The following is a 16,375-nucleotide window of genomic DNA, read 5'->3' as shown; positions in this document are numbered from 1 at the left end:
CGGGGGCTGGACCGTCATCGGTGCGGACGGGCTCGTCGCGGAAGGCACCGTGCGCGACGAGGGGGAACAGGTCCGGTACATGAACGATCTGCTGCCGTTGTTCGAGGAGGAGGGCATCGACACCGCCTTCTGGTTCGGCTTCGCCGGCTTCGGACTGCCGCACCGGGCCGACCCGCGCAGGGACCTGGATCTCGGCTCGTACGGCATCGTGAGGATGCTGGACGGCACCGGTCCGGACACACGGCCCCCGGGTCACGCCCCGGGAGGCGCTGGGAGCCGAAGGAGGCGTTCCATACCCTCGCGGAGCACTACGGGGGCAGCGCCCGGCGTGAGGGCCCAGGGGGCCACGCATCCGGGCCCGGAGGGGGCTGAGCGGGACCGGGCGGGACCGGTGCGAGGGAGGAGGCCCCACGGCGGGCCTCCCCGTACGCCGGGTCACTTGAAGGAGCGCAGCCGGAGGCTGTTGGTGACGACGAAGACCGAGGAGAAGGCCATCGCGGCACCGGCGATCATCGGGTTCAGCAGCCCCGCGGCAGCCAGCGGCAGGGCCGCCACGTTGTAACCGAAGGCCCAGAACAGGTTTCCCCTGATGGTGCCGAGGGTCCTGCGGGAGAGCCTGATCGCGTCCGCGGCCACCCGCAGGTCGCCCCGTACCAGGGTCAGGTCCCCGGCCTCGATGGCCGCGTCCGTACCGGTGCCCATCGCCAGCCCCAGATCAGCCGTGGCCAGGGCCGCCGCGTCGTTCACACCGTCCCCCACCATCGCCACCGAACGGCCCTCGCCCTGCAGCCGCTTGATGACATCCACCTTGTCCTGCGGGAGTACCCCGGCGATGATCCGGTCGATACCGACGGCGCGGCCCACCGACTCGGCCACCGCCTGGTTGTCGCCGGTCAGCAGCACAGGGGTGAGGCCGAGTGCCCGCAGCCGGGCGACCGCTTCGGCGCTGGTCCCCTTGATGGCGTCGGCGACGGTGAGGACGCCCCTGGCCTCGCCGTCCCAGGCGACGACCACCGCCGTGCGGCCGTCAGCCTCCGCGGCGGCCTTCGCGTCCGCCAGCCCGGGCGGCAGCACGATCGCCGACTCCGCCAGCAGCTGCTCCCGGCCGACGAGCACCACCTGCCCGTCGACGACGCCCCGCACCCCGAGCCCCGCGACGTTCTCGAACTCCCCGGGTACGGGGAGGGGGCCCGCGATCTCCTCGGCCCCCGCCGCGACGGCCCGCGCGATGGGGTGCTCGGACGCGTGCTCCAGGGAGCCCGCGAGGCGCAGCAGTTCCCTCTCCTCGACGCCCGGCGCGGCGAAGACGTCCTGCAGCGCCATCCGGCCGGTCGTGACGGTGCCGGTCTTGTCGAGTACGACGGTGTCGACCCGGCGGGTGGACTCCAGTACCTCCGGGCCCTTGATCAGAATGCCGAGCTGAGCGCCGCGCCCGGTACCGACCATCAGTGCGGTCGGTGTGGCCAGGCCCAGGGCGCACGGGCAGGCGATGATCAGTACCGCGACGGCGGCGGTGAACGCGGCCGTCGCGTCGCCGGTCACCAGCAGCCAGGTCAGCAGTGTGCCCAGCGCGATCACGAGGACGACGGGCACGAAGACCCCGGAGATCCGGTCCGCGAGACGCTGCACCTCGGCCTTGCCGTTCTGGGCATCCTCGACGAGCCTCGCCATCCGGGACAGCTGGGTGTCCGCACCGACGCGGGTGGCCTCGACGACCAGCCGGCCCGAGACGTTCACGGTGGCCCCGGTGACGGAGTCGCCCGCGTACACATCGACCGGCACCGACTCACCGGTCAGCATCGAGGCGTCGACGGCGGAAGCCCCCTGCACCACGCGGCCGTCGCCCGCGATCTTCTCCCCGGGGCGCACGACGAAGCGGTCGCCGACCGCCAGCCGGGAGACGGGAATACGGGACTCCCGGCCGTCCCGGAGCACGGTCACGTCCTTGGCGCCCAGCTCCATCAGCGCACGCAGTGCGGCGCCCGCCTTGCGCTTGGACTTCGCCTCCAGATACCGGCCCGCGAGGATGAACGTGGTGACCCCGGCCGCGGCCTCCAGATAGATGGAGGACGACCCGTCCGTGCGGGACACCGCGAAGTCGAATCCGTGCCGCATGCCCGTCATCCCGGCGCTGCCGAAGAACAGGGCCCACAGCGACCAGCCGAATGCGGCGAGAGTGCCGATGGACACCAGGGTGTCCATCGTCGCGGCGCCGTGCCGGGCGTTCGTCCAGGCCGCCCGGTGGAACGGCAGCGCACCCCAGACCACGACCGGGGCGGCGAGGGTGAGCGAGAGCCACTGCCAGTTGTCGAACTGCAGGACCGGCACCATCGCCATCAGGACGACGGGCACGGACAGCACCAGCGAGACGAGGAGCCGCTGCCCCGGCGGGACCGGGTCACCGCCGGCTCCAGGGGGCGCGGCTTCCGTACGCTCCTCGGCCGGCGGCGGCGCGGGCTGCTCGGCGGTGTAGCCGGTTCTCTCGACGGTGGCGATCAGGTCCGCGACATCCGTGCCCGCGCCGTACGAGACCTTTGCCTTCTCCGTGGCGAAGTTGACCGTGGCGGTGACCCCGTCGAGCCGGTTGAGCTTCTTCTCGACGCGTGCCGCACACGAGGCACAGGTCATTCCACCGATGGAGAGCTCGACTTCGGCAGCCGCAATCACTGGATTCTCGTGGGCCGTGCTGGTCATGGCGTATCTCCTGGGGGAGGCCGGTCGCACGGCGTCCGTATGAGCGGGGCGGTACGGACCGGCGGGTAAACCGCGGCCCGGGGCGGAGTGGCCCCGGGAGAGGGAGGTCAGACGCGGCCGGCGAACTCGTAACCCGCTTCGTCGACGGCGGCGCGTACGGCTTCGTCGTCCAGTGCCGCGTCGGAGACGACCGTGACCTGGCCGGTGGCTGCCACGGCCTTGACCGAGGCGACACCGCCGATCGCCGAGATCTCCTCCGAGACCGCTCCTTCGCAGTGGCCGCAGGTCATGCCCGACACCTGGTACGTGAGGGTGACGCGGTCGCCTGTGACGTCCGTGGCTGCGCCGGAACGGGGGTCTGCCTGGGAGGTCATTGCTTCGTCCTTACGATTGCTGGGGCCGGTGTCCGGGCGGCACAGGGTGTTCCCTGTCGCTCCCGCACAGGAGAACACCATACCCAAGGGGGGTATTCCCCGTCCTCCGGCCCGCCCTCCTCCGGCCCGCTCTCCTCCGGCCCGCTCTCCTCCGGCCCGCCCTCGCGGTCCGCCCTGCTGCGCCCGGCCCCGGCGCCGTCTGCGCGATCAGTGGTCGTGCGGTCCCGCGTGATGCGTGGGGCCGTGGGCGTCCTCGCAGTGTGCGCCGGCGCCGGCGCCGGGCGGCGGGGCCGATCCGATGATGACGTCCTGCCGGGCGGCGGCCGTGTGGGCGTGGTCCACCTGGAGGGTGGTGTGGGTGATGGACCACCGCTCCGCCAGCACTCGTTCGAGGTCCCGGCGTACGGCGTGACAGTCACCCGCGGGGGTGACCAGCACATGGGCGGAGAGCGCGGTCTGCTCGGAGCCGATCTGCCAGACATGCAGGTCATGGATCTCCACCACGCCCTCCTGGGCCGCGAGCTGGTCTCCGAGGAGGTCGGGGTCGGTGCCGGCGGGTGCGGCTTCGAGGAAGATCCTGCCCGAGGCCCGGGCGAGGCCGGTTCCGGCGCGGAGCATGAGCGCCACCACGATCAGGGTCGCGATGGCGTCGGCCCTGGCGAATCCGGTGGTCAGTACGGTCACACCGGCGACGGCGGTGGCGACGAAGCCGTACAGGTCGGTGAGGATGTGCTGGTAGGCGCCCTCGACGTTGAGACTGGTGCGGTTGGCCCGGGAGATGCACCACGCGGCCAGAAGGTTGACGGCGATGCCGACGAGCGCGGTGACCAGGACCGGGCCGCCGGTCACCGGCGGCGGGTCGATCAGGCGGCGGACGGCTTCGTACGCCAGCCAGACGGCGAGCAGCAGCAGGGTGATGCCGTTGGCCTGGGCGGAGAGGATCTCGGCGCGTTTGAGTCCGAAGGTGTAACCGCCCCTGGCGGGGCGGGCTGCCAGGCGCATCGCGATCAGCGCCAGGACGATGGAGGCGGCGTCGGTGAGCATATGGGCCGCGTCGGAGAGCAGGGCGAGCGAATGCGATGCCAGGCCGACGAGGACTTCGCCCGCCATGAAGGCGACGATCAGGGCGAGGGCCGCGCCCAGCCAGCGGCGGTCCGCGTCCTTGGCCACGCCGTGGCTGTGCCCGTGGTCACCCGTGCCCGGATGGGCGTGGTCGTGGCTGCTCACGTGGTGCCCCCTGTGCGGTCGGAGACCGGCAGTGAACCGCAGTACGGCCCCTCGGTGCAAAGGCTGCACCGATGTCGGTTACCAGTGTCATTACCGGTCACGGCGGTTCACCTCTCCGGACGGCGGTCCGCCCGGCCGTCGGCGGGGCGTCCTCCCGTACGGGCCGGGCGCCCTGCTCCGCGCCCGGCACCCGGTCACGGCGCGGCGCGCCCCGGCCATGCGGGAGGATACCGGCCCGGGGTATGGTCGGCGCGGGGCGGCGACTTACCGTCGCCGTCCCGGACCGGACCATGGCGCAGCGAGGGGAACGGGGAGCCGGGTGAACAGCGGAACCACACGCGGACGGGCCACGGCCCGGCTGGCCATGGTGTGCGCGGTGCTGTTCGGGCTCTTCCTCATGCACGGCGCGCCCGCCTCCGCGGCCGGCGGCTGTCACGGCGCCCTCGCTCCGGGCGCCGCGCAGGACAGTGGCGCCGCGCGTACCGGGCACCCCCTGCATGACGCGGGCTCCGCGTGGTCCACGATGCCCGCCGGACACGGTGGATCCGCGATGGCGCCCGTCGCCGCACGCCAGGACGCCGCCCGGCCCGAGGCCACGGCCGGCGGCGCTTCCGGGGCGGGGAACCACGGCGTGGTCTGTGTGTCGACGCCCGCACGGCACCCCGCTCTGCTCGGGCCGGCCGGTGCGAGCGGCCTCGCCGCCCTCGCCCTCCTGGCCGCCCGCGGACCGGCAGGCCGGCCGCCGCGCCCGGTCAGGACCGGGCGCAGAGGGCCACCGGTGAGCGGGCGGAGTGTGCTGCTGCGGGTGTGTGTCGCGCGGGTGTGACAGGGCCTCGCCGGACCCGGCCGACAAGGCCGTGGTCTCCGGCAGCGGACCCGTTCACCTGCGCGCCAGGAGGCGCGCCCACCCGGAAAGAACCCGCCATGTCTGTTCTCCCGCACTTCTCCGCGCGCCGTCGCGCCATCACCGCCGGCGCCGCCGCCGCTCTCGCTCTCGCACTCACGGCCTGCGGGTCGTCCGGCGGTGACCACGCGTCCGCGTCCGGCCACGACCGGGCAAGCGGCGCTGCGGCCCCCGCGCCGGGGAAGTTCGACCAAGCGGACATCGCGTTCGCGCAGATGATGATCCCGCACCACCAGCAGGCCGTGTCGATGGCGCGGCTGGCCGGGGGCCGGGCATCGGACGGGCAGGTCAAGAGCCTGGCCGTGGACATCGAGAAGGCGCAGGGGCCCGAGATCCGCACGATGAAGGGCTGGCTGGCCTCCTGGGGCAAGCCGGCTTCCCCGTCGGCGGACCACAGCATGCCGGGCATGCGTCACGGCAGCGGTGCGTCGATGCCCGGCATGATGACGGGCGAGGCCATGTCCGCGCTGAAGGCCGCCAGGGGTCACGACTTCGACCGGAAGTTCACCGAGATGATGATCGGGCATCACCGGGGCGCGATCACGATGGCGCAGGAAGAACGCAGGAACGGCAGCAACGCGGCAGCCAGGAAACTCGCCGCCGCCGTGATCGAGGACCAGCGGGCCGAAGTCGGCACGATGCGCAAGATCCTCGACCGGCTCTGACGCCGTTCGTGGCCGGGGTGCGGTAGCCGGCGCGCCCTGATCGCGGTTGCCCGGCCCCTGCCCGGCGCTCCTGGGGGGAGCGCCGGGCAGGGGCTCGCTGTCACATGTCCGGTGCCCGGTGCTGCCGGGCGGGCAGCAGGCGGGTCTGCGGTGCCCGGTGGGGGCGCAGATCGCTGAGGACGGACTCGACTTCGGCGAGGAGGGACTCGTAGGAGACCAGGCGCTGCCACTCGGGGTCGGGGGCGCCCGGCACCGTGGCCCCGCGGGCCGTCCACTGGGTGGCCAGCTCGGAGTAGAGCGGTGTCCGGGCGTCCGTGCGGCCGGGCAGGTGCGCGCCCGCGTGCCGCCCGGGCGGCGGAGGCCCCTGGGGCGTCGCCGGCTGCGGCACGGGTACCGGTTCCGGCATGGGGACCCGGGTGGCCTGCGCGGGAAGCGGGATGAATACCGCCGAGCCTCGGGCCGTGGTGGTGGCGGGCGCGCGTGCGTTCATGACGGGGGTAACGACCACCACCCGCTGGGGTAACTCCGGGCGGCACAGAACGATAAACTGCGCTTTAGTCTCATGCGGTGTAATTCGCTGACACTCGTTTCAAAACGGGCATCACTTCGTTGGTGCGGGCATGGATCCGAGGGAGCTGTGGGAGCGCCATGCAGTGCTGGCGCAGGCGTTCTGCGCGAACGACGAAGAGGTGCGCCGCGCTCAGGGTGCGCTGGATGAGGGACACGCGGTGCGGACCCGCACGCTGGCCGCGTTCGCCGTGACGCTGGGAAGCGACGGGACCGTCGCCGGGCTGCTGGGACTGACCGAGCGCGAAGTGCGCCTCGCCCGGCGGACCGTGGGCAAGGACGACGCCCGGGCGGTGGCACAGGCGCTCCTCGCGGAGCAGGCGGTCGAGCAGCCCGAACCGTGTCCGGTGGAGAACCCGGACACCGGACAGATGCAGCCGGAACCGGAACAGGAACCGGCGCAGCAGTACCGCGCCACCATCCCGGTGCCACGCCCCCCGCAGGCGCCGGGCGTCGCCTCCGTGCCCGATGAGCAGGTCCAGGAACCCGCGTCGTCCCCCGCGATGGACGCTGTCCTCGTCGGGGCCTGGAGCACCGGAGTCGACCTGTCCGTACTGGCGAGCGAGCTCGGTCTCGATCTGCCCCACCTCGTGGCCAGGGCGCGATATCTGGAGACCCAGGGCCGTCTCACCTACGCCCAGCCCCCTGCCGACCAGTCGGGGCGCCATCGCCGCTCCGCCGCCGAGGCGTCTGCGGCCTCGGCCTCCCAGGGCTGGTATCACCCTGCCCAGCACCAGCAGAGCCCGTGGGACCAGCAGACGTCGTGGGATCAGCAGACGCCGCTCGCCGATTTCACCACCGCGCCGATGCACGACTGGGACGGCATCCTCAACCAGTGGGACACCACCCCCAACCCGACGGTCTCCTGGCAGGGACGCATGTGAACGGCCCGCTCCCGCCCAGCCCCGCGGCGCGCACGGTCGCCGCTGAGCACGGGGCGGCTCAGGGCAGCGGAAGGTAGACGACGTGCGGCACGCCCGTGGCCGGGTGGGCGCCGATACGGGCGGTGACGCCGTACACCGTGGCCAGCAGCTCCTCGGTCAGCACCTCGGCGGGCGTCCCCGCGCCCACCACCCGGCCGTCCTGCAGCACGACGAGCCGGTCGCAGTAGGCGGCGGCCAGATTCAGGTCGTGCAGCACCAGGAGATTGGTGGTGCCGAGACCGCGGACCAGTGCGAGGACTTCGAGCTGGTAGCGGATGTCCAGATGGTTGGTCGGTTCGTCCAGGGCCAGCAGCCCGGGTTCCTGGACGAGCGCACGGGCGACGAGTGCGCGCTGGCGCTCGCCGCCCGAGAGCGCGTCGAAGCGCCGCCGGGCCAGCGTCTCCGCCCCGACCCGGCGCAGCGCCTCACCGACCCGCCGGGTGTCGTCGGGCCCGTCCTGCTCCCAGAACCTCTTGTGCGGACTGCGCCCCATCGCCACCACTTCGTGCACGGTCAGCCCGAAGACCCCGGTCGCGTCCTGGGGCACCACCGCCATCAGCCGGGCGCGTTCCTTGACACTCAGCCCCGCGGTGTCCACGCCGCCCAGCAGCACCCGGCCGGCGGCGGGCCGCAGCGCGCCGTGGACGCAGCGCAGGAAGGTGGTCTTGCCGCTGCCGTTGGGGCCCACCAGGCCGACCGTCTCGCCCGGCAGGGCGGTCAGGCCCACCGAGTCGAGCAGGGTGCGGCCGTCCACCTCGTACGAGAGGTCCTCGACCGTGAGCCGGGACGGTGTCGCGGTCATCCGGCGATCCCCTCGGTCCTGGCGGAGCGCCGCAGCAGCCACAGGAAGAACGGGCCGCCCGCGAGCGCGGTGACGACTCCGGCGGGGATCTCCTGCGGGGCCGCCGCCGTGCGCGCCAGGAGGTCGGCCAGCAACAGGAAGACCGCGCCGCCGAGCGCCGCGACCGGAAGCAGCCTGCGGTGCCCGGCCCCCACGGTCAGCCGGGCGGCGTGCGGCACCATCAGGCCCACGAAGCCGATCGCCCCGCTGCAGGCGACCAGAACCCCGATCACCAGGGAGACCAGCACGAAGACCCCGCCCCGGAAACGGCCGGTGTCCAGCCCGAGGGTGTGCGCCGCCTCCTCGCCCGTGAGGAGCAGGTCGAGCGGGCGCGCCAGTGCGGCCAGCAGACCGATACCGAGCACCAGCACGGCGGTGGGCAGGGCGAGTTGGTCCCAGCGCGCGGCCCCGAGCCCGCCCAGAGTCCAGAACAGGATCGAGCGGGCGTGCTCGGCCTCGGCGGAGAGGACGAGCACGAGACTGGTGAACGCGGACAGGATGTACTGGATCGCCACCCCGGCCAGGATCAGCCGCCCGGTGGTGACGGTGCCGCCGCGCCTCGCCATCACGTACACCGCCACCAGCGCCCCCATGGAACCGGCGAACGCGGCGGCGGGCAGGGCCACGGTCGTCGCCGCGCCGGCGCCCAGGACGATGACCGTGACGGCTCCGGCCGAAGCCCCCGACGAGGCGCCCAGCAGGAACGGGTCGGCCAGCGGATTGCGTACGAGCGCCTGCAGGACCGTGCCGGTGACCGCGAGACCGGCACCGACCACCGCCCCGAGCACCACCCGGGGAGCCCGCACGTCCCACACGATCGAGGCGTACGCACCCTTACGGGGACGGCCGAACACGGCCTGCAGGACCTCGCCCGGCGGGATCCGGACGGGACCCAGGGCGAGCGCGGCCACTGCCACCACCAGAAGAAGGACGACCAGCCCGGCCGTCACCGCGGCGAACCGCGCGGCCGAAGGCGCGCCGTGCTCCACCGCGCCGTGCTCCACCGTGCCGTGCTCCACCGCGCCGTGCTCCGCCCTCACGCCACGCCCGGGTGCAGCTGCCCGGCCAGGTCCTCCACCGCGTCCGCGACCCGGACCCCCACGACGGCCGACGACAGCGGCAGGACGGCGAACCTGTTGTGCTTGATCGCGGGGACCCCGGCGAGCGCCGGGTCCTCCCGGAGTCTCTTCTTCTTCGCCTCGACCGGGGTCCCGCCGTAGTCGTAGATCACAATGACGTCCGGCTCGCGCTTGACGACCTGCTCCCACGACACGGTGCCGAAGGCGTGGTGCACATCCGAGAAGATGTTCCGGCCGCCCGCCAGGGAGATGATCCGGTCGCCGATGCCGTAACCGCCCGCCGTGAACGGGGAGCTGTCGCCCGAGTCGTAGACGAAGACGGAGGGCCGCGGGCTCTTCCGCAGTCCCGCCTCCACCGTGTCGATCTTCCGCTGCTGCCCGGCGATCAGTCTCCTGCCGCGCGCCGGTACCCCGAAGGTACGGGCGACCTCGGTTATCTCGGTTCTGACCGCGTCGAGTCCGGCCGGCCCCCGGGTGCAGGACTCGACGTTCAGCCGGGTGGCGATACCGGACTCCTCCAGCCCGGCGCGGTCCCGGCCCTCGCCCTTGTCGAAGGCGCTGGCGTAACCGCCGTACACGAAGTCGGGGTTGACGCCGAGCAGCGTCTCCTTCGACGGGTACTCCTTCGCCAGCACCCGGGTCCTGGCGTAGGCGGACCGGTATCGGGGGAGCACCGCGTCATCCGCGTAGGCCGTCCCCGCGATGCGCTGCCCCAGCCCGAGGGCGAGCATCACCTCGGTCGCGTGCTGGTTCATGGTGACGGTGCGCTCCGGGGGAGCGTCGAAGGTGGTCCGCGTACCGCAGTTGGAGACCGTGTACGGGAAGCCGGCCGCGGTCCTGGCGCCTTGCGGACGCTCCGTCCCGGTGCCGGGCGAGCCGCAGGCGGCGAGCGGGAGGAGAAGTGCGGCGCTCATCAACAGGCGCGGCGCAGTACGGAACGTGGGCATGGCCCTGCCTCTCCCGGGGAGTCCTCGTCCCCTGGTGACGGTGGAGAAGGCGGCGCGTCAGTGTCTGACTCCCGGGCCCGGAGGCCTGGTCACAGTGGCGGGACCGTACCGGATTCGCACCGGTTTCCTGGCCTGCGCCGCCTGGGTGAACGGCCCCAGTGTGTCAGACCGTCCGGCCGGGGCCGCCGCGCCGTCCGTCCGGCCGGGGTGCGTCTCGTGCAGACTGATGGTGTGGCCACAGACGATGCGCAGGACAGGCTCGCGGCGGTCAGGCAGGACCTGGAGCGCGCGACCGCCCGCCTGCGGCTGCTCTCCGACGTCAGTACCGCCCTGTCCAGCGTGCTCGACGCCGAGGAGGCGCTCGGCCGGCTGGCGCGGCTGATCGTCCCTCAGCTCGCTGACGCGTGCGTGGTGGATCTGGTCGAGGGTGACGGGGTGCGCCGCCGGACCGCTGTGCACCGCGACTCCGCACGCGAGCTGCCGGAGCAGCCGGACAGCCTGCCGTGGTCCGAAGAGGCTGCCGCCCCGCTGGCCCGGGTACTGCGCGGCGCTGGGCCGGTGACCGTGACGGACTTCGGGGCTCCTGCGTCCGCGGGGTCCCTCCAGTCGGCGCAGCTGGAGCTCTACCGCGTACTCGGCGCGAAGTCGGTGCTGATCGTGCCCCTCCAGGTGCGCAGAGAGGTGTTCGGCGCGCTCAGTCTCGTCCGCACCGAGTCGGCCGAACCCTTCGGAGACGAGGAGATCTCCCTCGCCGCCGACCTCGGACACCGGGCCGGGCTCGCAGTCGAGAACGCCCGGCTGTACGCGGTCCAGCTCCGCACGGCCGAGCAGCTGCAGCTCTCGCTCCTGCCCGACCTGTCGGGAATCGAGCACCTGGAACTCGCGGCACGCTACGTGCCCGCGCGGGAGGGAGCCGAGGTCGGCGGCGACTGGTTCGACGCCTTCCGGCTGACCGACGGCTCCACCGTGCTGGCCATCGGCGATGTCGTCGGCCACGACCTCTCCGCGGCCGTGGGCATGGGACAGCTGCGCAACATGCTGCGGTCGCTTGCCTACGACAGCGGTGACTCGCCCGCAGGCGTGATGCGCCGCCTGGACGGCGTCATGCAGGGGCTGAGCACGACCGAACTGGTCACCGGTGTGATCGCACGCATCTACACGCCCCCCACCGGGCCGTGGTTCATGCACTGGACCAACGCGGGGCACCCGTCCCCGGTACTGACCGGCCCCGCCGGGGGCAGCCGGCTCCTGGAGGAGGGGCTGGCCCCGGTCCTGGGGGTCGATCCGGCCATCGAGCGGGAGGACGCACTGACCGTGCTGGAGCCGGGCTCCACCCTGCTGCTGTACACGGACGGGCTCATCGAACGGCCGGGTGAGGACATCGGCCGGGGCTTCACCAGACTCCGCCAGCACGTGGCGAACCTGGCCGAGGAGCCCCTCCAGACCTTCTGCGACGAACTGCTGGCGCGACTCATGGACGGCCACTTCGACGACATCGCGGTACTGGCCCTGCGCGTTCCGCCGGTGGAGCAGGGCCCGGGGTGACACAGGCCCGGGGTGACACAGGGCGGCAGCCGCGCGCGCTCATTCGCCGCGGCCGGGGGTGCCGGTCCCGCCGGCGCCGTCCCCGGGCTCACCGGATGTGCCACCGTCCGCAGGCGTGTCCGCCCCGTCGGCCGGGCCCCCGCCCGCGCTGTCGCCCCTGCGGCGCCGCCGGACGTATCTGATCACCAGCACGACGACGACCAGTCCCACGAACAGCAGCGCGGCGCCCCGGCCGACGAAGTTCTCGATGCTGCTGTAGGCGTTGCCCGCCGCGTAGCCGACCAGAGTGAAGCCGGCCCCCCAGACCAGGCCGCCCAGGGCGTTGAAGAGGAGGAAGGTGCGGTAGGGCATGCCCGACGCGCCCGCGAGCGCCGGCATGACCGCGCGGAAGAACGCCACGAAACGGCCGAGGAACACGGCCACCGGCCCCCGCCGCCGGATCAGGTCCCGGGCGGACTCGATGCTGTTCCGGTGGCGGCGCAGCGATCGCGCGGCCAGCAGCCGCGGACCGAATCTGCGGCCGATCTCGTAGCCGACGGAGTCCCCGGCGATGGCGGCGAACACCACGATGAGGGCGAGCCAGACCACGGAGACCTGGCCCTTCGCCGCGAGCACGCCCCCGATCACGACAGCGCTCTCGCCCGGGATGACGAAGCCGAAGAACAGCGCGTCCTCACAGAAGACCAGCCCGGCGACGACCGCGTAGACGGCGGCGCCCGACAGCCCGGACAGCCAGCCGGTGACCGTGCCCACCGCGGCCTCCTCCCTTGTCGTCGTGCTCCTGCGGCCCGTGCGCACGTCCCCCGGAGCGTGCGAGGTGTGTGGTGTCCGAGGCTGTCAGCCGACGCGGTGTTCCGCATCGCGGGGGCGGCCACCGCGGGGCCGTCCGCGGCTGGAGCGGGCGCTGCGCCGCACGGTATGATCCACCGGAGCGAGGAGGCCGGTGTCCCCGCGCGCGGCGGTGGGGCCCGCCGTATCCGAACTGCGGCGATCGTGCCGCCGACGGTCCCTACTTGCGATGGTGTGCGCCCCGGGCGCGCGCCGTGACCGCCGAGTAGGAGAACCACGTGACTGAGACCCCCGCCCCCGTGGTGGACGACCCCGTCGGCTCCGCCACCGCCCGCCCCGCCCCCGTACCGCGCGAAGAGCGGCAGGCCGCCCAGTGGCCCGTCCTCGCGGTGGTCTCGCTCGGCGGTACGGCCGGGGCATCGGCACGGTACGGCGCCTCGCTCCTGTGGCCCACGGCCGGCGGGGCCTTCCCCTGGACGACGCTGGTGATCAACACCGTGGGCTGTGCGGTCATCGGCGTGTTCATGGTGGTCATCACCGAGGCCCGGTCGGTCCACCGTCTCGTACGCCCCTTCTTCGGCACCGGGGTCCTGGGCGGCTTCACCACCTTCTCGACGTACGCCATGGACATCAGGGGGCTGGTGGCCGCCGGGCAGGCCCGCACCGCGCTCGCCTCTCTGGCGCTGACGCCGCTGGCGGCGCTGGCGGCGGTCTGGGCCGCGGCTGCCCTGACCCGCCGCTTCTGCGTCCGGAAGGCGTCCCGGTCCCGGGACGTCACTGCGGTCGCCCGTGAGAGCGCCGGCCGCACCGGCCGCGGAGCGGAGGAACGTTGAACTGGCTTCTCCTGATGGCGGGAGCCGCGGTCGGCGCCCCGCTGCGCTATCTCGCCGACCGCAGGATCCAGGCGTCGCACGACACGGTCTTCCCCTGGGGCACCTTCGCGGTCAATGTCGTCGCCTGCCTGATCCTGGGGCTGGTCACCGGGGCAGTCGCTGCCGGCGCTGCCCCGTCCCCGGTCCAGGTGCTGGTCGGGACGGGGTTCTGCGGGGCGCTGTCGACGTACTCGACGTTCTCGTACGAGACCCTGCGCCTGGCACAGGACGGGGCCCGCTTCTTCGCCGCGGTCAATGTCACGGCCAGTGTGGTGGCCGGTCTTGGTGCGGCCTTCGCGGGGGCCTCCGCCGCCCAGGCGCTCTGGGGCTGAGGGCCGTCCGCGAAGTCGCGTCGTCGGCCGGGGGCGGGATGGCGGCGGCGGGTATCAGCCGGCCGTGTGCGCCCCGGCCGGACGCGCGGTCAGAACGGGGGCCAGGACTCCTGGCCGAAGCCGCTCGACCAGGGGAGTGGCGAGGCGGCGCAGGGCCAGGCTGGTCAGGAACGCGACAGGCAGGGCGAGGAGCGCCGAGCCCAGGACGTCATGGGGGTAGTGCGCGCCGACGTAGACCCGGGTGAACCCCTCGAAGAGGGCGAAGAGCGCTGCGACGGCGCACAGCTTCCGGTTGAGCAGCCAGAGGGCCGCGACGGTCGCCGCCGCCGTCGTGGTGTGTCCGCTGGGGAAGGCGAAGTCGGACCGGACCGGGCAGGTCTCGACGATGAACGCGTGCGGCATCGAGCGGCAGGGCCGTACTTCGGAGATGAGTTTCTTCACGACCTCGGCCACGCCGAAGGCGACCACGACACTCACCGGCGCGGCCAGGGCCAGCGCCATCGACGCGCTGTCCCGGCGCCTCGCCTGCCACCAGCCGATGACCATGAGGACCGCGAAGACGCCCAGGCCGATGCCGGTCCACGACTCCAGCGGGCCGTTCAGCCACCGGGTGTCCCGAGCGAAATCGGTGACGGTGGTGAACAGCGAACCGTCGATGTGCGAGCCGTCGAAGGCCAGCGGCACCAGGGAGGCAGGGGTCATCAGGCGGAACTCTCAGGCTCGGTCGGCGGACCGCTCCGGGGGGAGGCGCGCGGCATCCGCGGTCGGAACGTTCGGTCGGACATGTATCTACAGGACTGTAGACGGTGGCCTGGGGGGAGCCAAATCATGGACAGCGGGAAACGCTGACCGGAACAGCGGGCGGTGCCGGCCGGCGGAGCGCGGTGCGCGGCCGGTCCCGTGCTCCGCCGGGCCCTCACCCCGCGTGGACCGTCACACGGCGGGGGAGTCGAAGCGCGGCACGGTGGCGAGCAGCTCGGAGACGTCACTGTCCACCGGGAGCTCCCGGGCGGGTGCGCCCCGTGTGAACAGGACGCCAGGGCGCTCCCCGGCGAGCGTGGCCGCCGCCCCGTCCACCCGCAGCCAGCTGCCTTCACGCAGCCCCAGTACGGGCACGTCGTTCTCCTCGAGGAACTCCCCCAGACGCTCCGCGCGCGTCTCGCCCTTGTGTGTGCTCTCCGGGTCCGGGTCGAGGTAGTGCGGGTTGATCTGGAAGGGCACGAGCCCGAGCGTGTCGAAGGACGGCGGCTGCACGATGGGCATGTCGTTGGAGGTGCGGAGCGTGGGCGCCGCCATGTTGGTGCCCGCGCTGGCGCCCATGTAGGGAAGGCCGCCGCGCACGGCATCGCGTACGGCCTCGCGCAGACCCGTACGGTACAGCGCGCTCAGCAGCCGGAAGGAGTTGCCGCCGCCGATGAACACGGCGTCGGCGGCGGCCAGTCCGGCGACCGGGTCGCCGCTCTCGTGCACCCCGCGCACGGAGATCCCGGCCGGTTCCAGGGCGCCCCGCACGCGTGCGGTGTACGTGTCGTGGTCGGCCAGGGCGTAGGGGACGAAGGCGAGCCTGGCGCCCTGTGGCAGGAAGCCGGTGACGGTGTCCAGGGCGTGTTCCAGGTAACCCCGCCCGTACTGGGTGGAGTTGGACAGAAGCAGCAGGTTCACGGTGGCGCTCTTTCAGTGATGGGACGTGATCGGGGGAAGGTCCGGGCCCGGAAGGGTCCGGTGGTGTCAGCCGCGGGGGCGCCGGGTGCGCTGGGGCGGATGGGTGAGCCGCTTCTCCAGCAGCTGGGCGGCCTGTCTGAGGCTGTCGAGCCGGGGCTCGGGGCCGTCGGGGAACCGCTGCTCGGCGCCGCCCAGGCTGAGGCTGCCGTACGGCTCCCGGCCGAGGAAGACCGGGACGGCGAGCGTGGCGATCCCGCTGTCGTACTCGCCGACCGTCCACGCGTATCCCTGGGCGCGGATGCGCAGGAACTCCTGCTCCAGCAGATCCGCGTCGGTCACCGTCCGGTCGGTGAAGCGGGCCATCGGGCGGGCGCGGAAGAGCCGGTGGCGCTGGTCGTCGGCGAGGAAGGCGTAGTACGACTTGCTGGTCGCGCCCGCGTGCGCCGGATACAACTCGCCGACCAGCGGGTAGTACCGCAGCGGCCCCGCCTCGCCCTCCTCCGCCGCCACGCAGCGCATGTGGAAGCTGTCCGGCAGACAGAACAGCACGGTGTCGCCGGTGGCGCGGCAGAGGTCCTCCAGTACCGGCCCGGCCAGCAGTTCGAGTGAGCCCGAGCGCTCCCACTGCCGGCTCAGCCGCAGGACGGCGGGGCCGATGCGGTAGCGCCTGGTGGCCGGGTCGGAGACCAGGAAACCGCGGCCTGCCAGCGTCGACAGCAGGCGCTGGGCGACGGAGGTGTCCCAGCCGAATTCGGCTGCCACCTCGGTGACCCCCCAGTCCGGCCGGGTCCGCTCGAAGGCCAGCAGGACGAGCAGCGCCCGGTCGACGGTCTGCAGCGCCCCCGCGGGCTTGCGGCGGTCCAGGTCGATCTCGGCCATCGTCATCTCACCATCCAGACCCGAATTGCAAATACAGGGAAACAGTTGCGCTCAACGCTATCGGATCCCGAATCT

17 protein-coding genes and 1 riboswitch are annotated in these 16,375 nt (G+C 73.0%); of the genes, 6 read left to right on the top strand and 11 right to left on the bottom strand.

The genetic code is table 11. The features are described 5' to 3' along the window. Positions 1-435: 435 nt before the first annotated feature. The 3 genes from OG917_RS03490 to OG917_RS03480 all read right to left on the bottom strand — a co-directional run bounded on the left by OG917_RS03490 (position 436) and on the right by OG917_RS03480 (position 4,295). Positions 436-2,694: a heavy metal translocating P-type ATPase gene (locus OG917_RS03490; RefSeq protein WP_328316020.1), complete on the bottom strand. Its 2,259-nt coding sequence runs from the start codon at positions 2,692-2,694 to the stop codon at positions 436-438. Between the two features lie 107 nt (positions 2,695-2,801). Then, positions 2,802-3,068, bottom strand: a complete 267-nt coding sequence (locus OG917_RS03485) for a heavy-metal-associated domain-containing protein (protein WP_328316019.1) — start codon at positions 3,066-3,068, stop codon at positions 2,802-2,804. Between the two features lie 207 nt (positions 3,069-3,275). Next, on the bottom strand, positions 3,276-4,295 hold the full coding sequence (locus tag OG917_RS03480; RefSeq protein ID WP_328316018.1) for a cation diffusion facilitator family transporter: 1,020 nt from the start codon (positions 4,293-4,295) through the stop codon (positions 3,276-3,278). A 319-nt stretch (positions 4,296-4,614) separates the two neighbouring features. Here OG917_RS03480 and OG917_RS03475 point away from each other — a divergent pair, with 319 nt between their 5' ends. Together OG917_RS03475 and OG917_RS03470 are read left to right on the top strand one after the other, a co-directional pair. Then, positions 4,615-5,121, top strand: coding sequence for a hypothetical protein (locus OG917_RS03475; protein ID WP_328316017.1), 507 nt, complete (start codon positions 4,615-4,617; stop codon positions 5,119-5,121). A gap of 98 nt (positions 5,122-5,219) precedes the next feature. Beyond that, on the top strand, positions 5,220-5,864 hold the full coding sequence (locus OG917_RS03470; protein WP_328316016.1) for a DUF305 domain-containing protein: 645 nt from the start codon (positions 5,220-5,222) through the stop codon (positions 5,862-5,864). A 100-nt stretch (positions 5,865-5,964) separates the two neighbouring features. On the opposite strand, the gene OG917_RS03465 is transcribed toward OG917_RS03470, so the two are convergent. Then, a complete protein-coding gene (locus OG917_RS03465) occupies positions 5,965-6,354 on the bottom strand; it encodes a hypothetical protein (protein ID WP_328316015.1) in 390 nt (129 codons plus the stop codon). Between the two features lie 130 nt (positions 6,355-6,484). Here OG917_RS03465 and OG917_RS03460 point away from each other — a divergent pair, with 130 nt between their 5' ends. Next, on the top strand, positions 6,485-7,315 hold the full coding sequence (locus OG917_RS03460) for a hypothetical protein (RefSeq protein WP_328316014.1): 831 nt from the start codon (positions 6,485-6,487) through the stop codon (positions 7,313-7,315). Between the two features lie 58 nt (positions 7,316-7,373). Here OG917_RS03460 and OG917_RS03455 read toward each other — a convergent pair whose 3' ends face one another. From OG917_RS03455 to OG917_RS03445, 3 genes are read right to left on the bottom strand one after another with little or no spacing between them, the layout of a single operon-like run. Further along, positions 7,374-8,156: an ABC transporter ATP-binding protein gene (locus OG917_RS03455; RefSeq protein ID WP_328316013.1), complete on the bottom strand. Its 783-nt coding sequence runs from the start codon at positions 8,154-8,156 to the stop codon at positions 7,374-7,376. Then, the gene (locus tag OG917_RS03450) at positions 8,153-9,184 is read right to left on the bottom strand and encodes a FecCD family ABC transporter permease (RefSeq protein ID WP_443059054.1); all 1,032 of its coding nucleotides are present in this window, start codon (positions 9,182-9,184) and stop codon (positions 8,153-8,155) included. Before OG917_RS03450 ends, OG917_RS03455 begins: the two co-directional genes overlap by 4 nt. 47 nt (positions 9,185-9,231) lie before the next feature. Next, complete coding sequence (locus OG917_RS03445) at positions 9,232-10,221, bottom strand: ABC transporter substrate-binding protein (RefSeq protein WP_328316012.1); 990 nt, start codon at positions 10,219-10,221, stop codon at positions 9,232-9,234. A 4-nt stretch (positions 10,222-10,225) separates the two neighbouring features. Next, positions 10,226-10,376: riboswitch (adenosylcobalamin (AdoCbl) riboswitch) on the bottom strand. Between the two features lie 76 nt (positions 10,377-10,452). Here OG917_RS03445 and OG917_RS03440 point away from each other — a divergent pair. Continuing rightward, positions 10,453-11,766: a PP2C family protein-serine/threonine phosphatase gene (locus OG917_RS03440; protein WP_328316011.1), complete on the top strand. Its 1,314-nt coding sequence runs from the start codon at positions 10,453-10,455 to the stop codon at positions 11,764-11,766. A 39-nt stretch (positions 11,767-11,805) separates the two neighbouring features. Here OG917_RS03440 and OG917_RS03435 read toward each other — a convergent pair whose 3' ends face one another. Next, positions 11,806-12,519 carry a DedA family protein gene (locus OG917_RS03435; protein WP_328316010.1) on the bottom strand — a complete coding sequence of 238 codons (714 nt, stop codon included), beginning with the start codon at positions 12,517-12,519 and terminating at the stop codon, positions 11,806-11,808. 314 nt (positions 12,520-12,833) lie between these two features. Here OG917_RS03435 and OG917_RS03430 point away from each other — a divergent pair, with 314 nt between their 5' ends. Together OG917_RS03430 and crcB are read left to right on the top strand one after the other, a co-directional pair. Further along, positions 12,834-13,388, top strand: coding sequence for a fluoride efflux transporter FluC (locus OG917_RS03430; protein ID WP_443058904.1), 555 nt, complete (start codon positions 12,834-12,836; stop codon positions 13,386-13,388). Then, entirely contained in the window at positions 13,385-13,759 is a 375-nt protein-coding gene (crcB, locus tag OG917_RS03425) for a fluoride efflux transporter CrcB (protein WP_328316009.1), read from the top strand. Before OG917_RS03430 ends, crcB begins: the two co-directional genes overlap by 4 nt. A 54-nt stretch (positions 13,760-13,813) precedes the next feature. Here crcB and OG917_RS03420 read toward each other — a convergent pair whose 3' ends face one another. The 3 genes from OG917_RS03420 to OG917_RS03410 all read right to left on the bottom strand — a co-directional run bounded on the left by OG917_RS03420 (position 13,814) and on the right by OG917_RS03410 (position 16,300). Beyond that, entirely contained in the window at positions 13,814-14,461 is a 648-nt protein-coding gene (locus OG917_RS03420; protein WP_328316008.1) for a phosphatase PAP2 family protein, read from the bottom strand. Positions 14,462-14,692: 231 nt separating this feature from the next. After that, positions 14,693-15,421 carry a dipeptidase PepE gene (gene pepE, locus OG917_RS03415; protein ID WP_328316007.1) on the bottom strand — a complete coding sequence of 243 codons (729 nt, stop codon included), beginning with the start codon at positions 15,419-15,421 and terminating at the stop codon, positions 14,693-14,695. 66 nt (positions 15,422-15,487) lie between these two features. Next, positions 15,488-16,300, bottom strand: a complete 813-nt coding sequence (locus OG917_RS03410; RefSeq protein ID WP_328321633.1) for an IclR family transcriptional regulator — start codon at positions 16,298-16,300, stop codon at positions 15,488-15,490. Positions 16,301-16,375: the final 75 nt, after the last annotated feature.

The organism is Streptomyces sp. NBC_00388 (assembly GCF_036061255.1).
Taxonomy (GTDB): domain Bacteria; phylum Actinomycetota; class Actinomycetes; order Streptomycetales; family Streptomycetaceae; genus Streptomyces.
The sequence above is the reverse complement of the archived record's forward strand: the minus strand, read 5'-3'. Positions and strand labels throughout refer to the sequence as shown.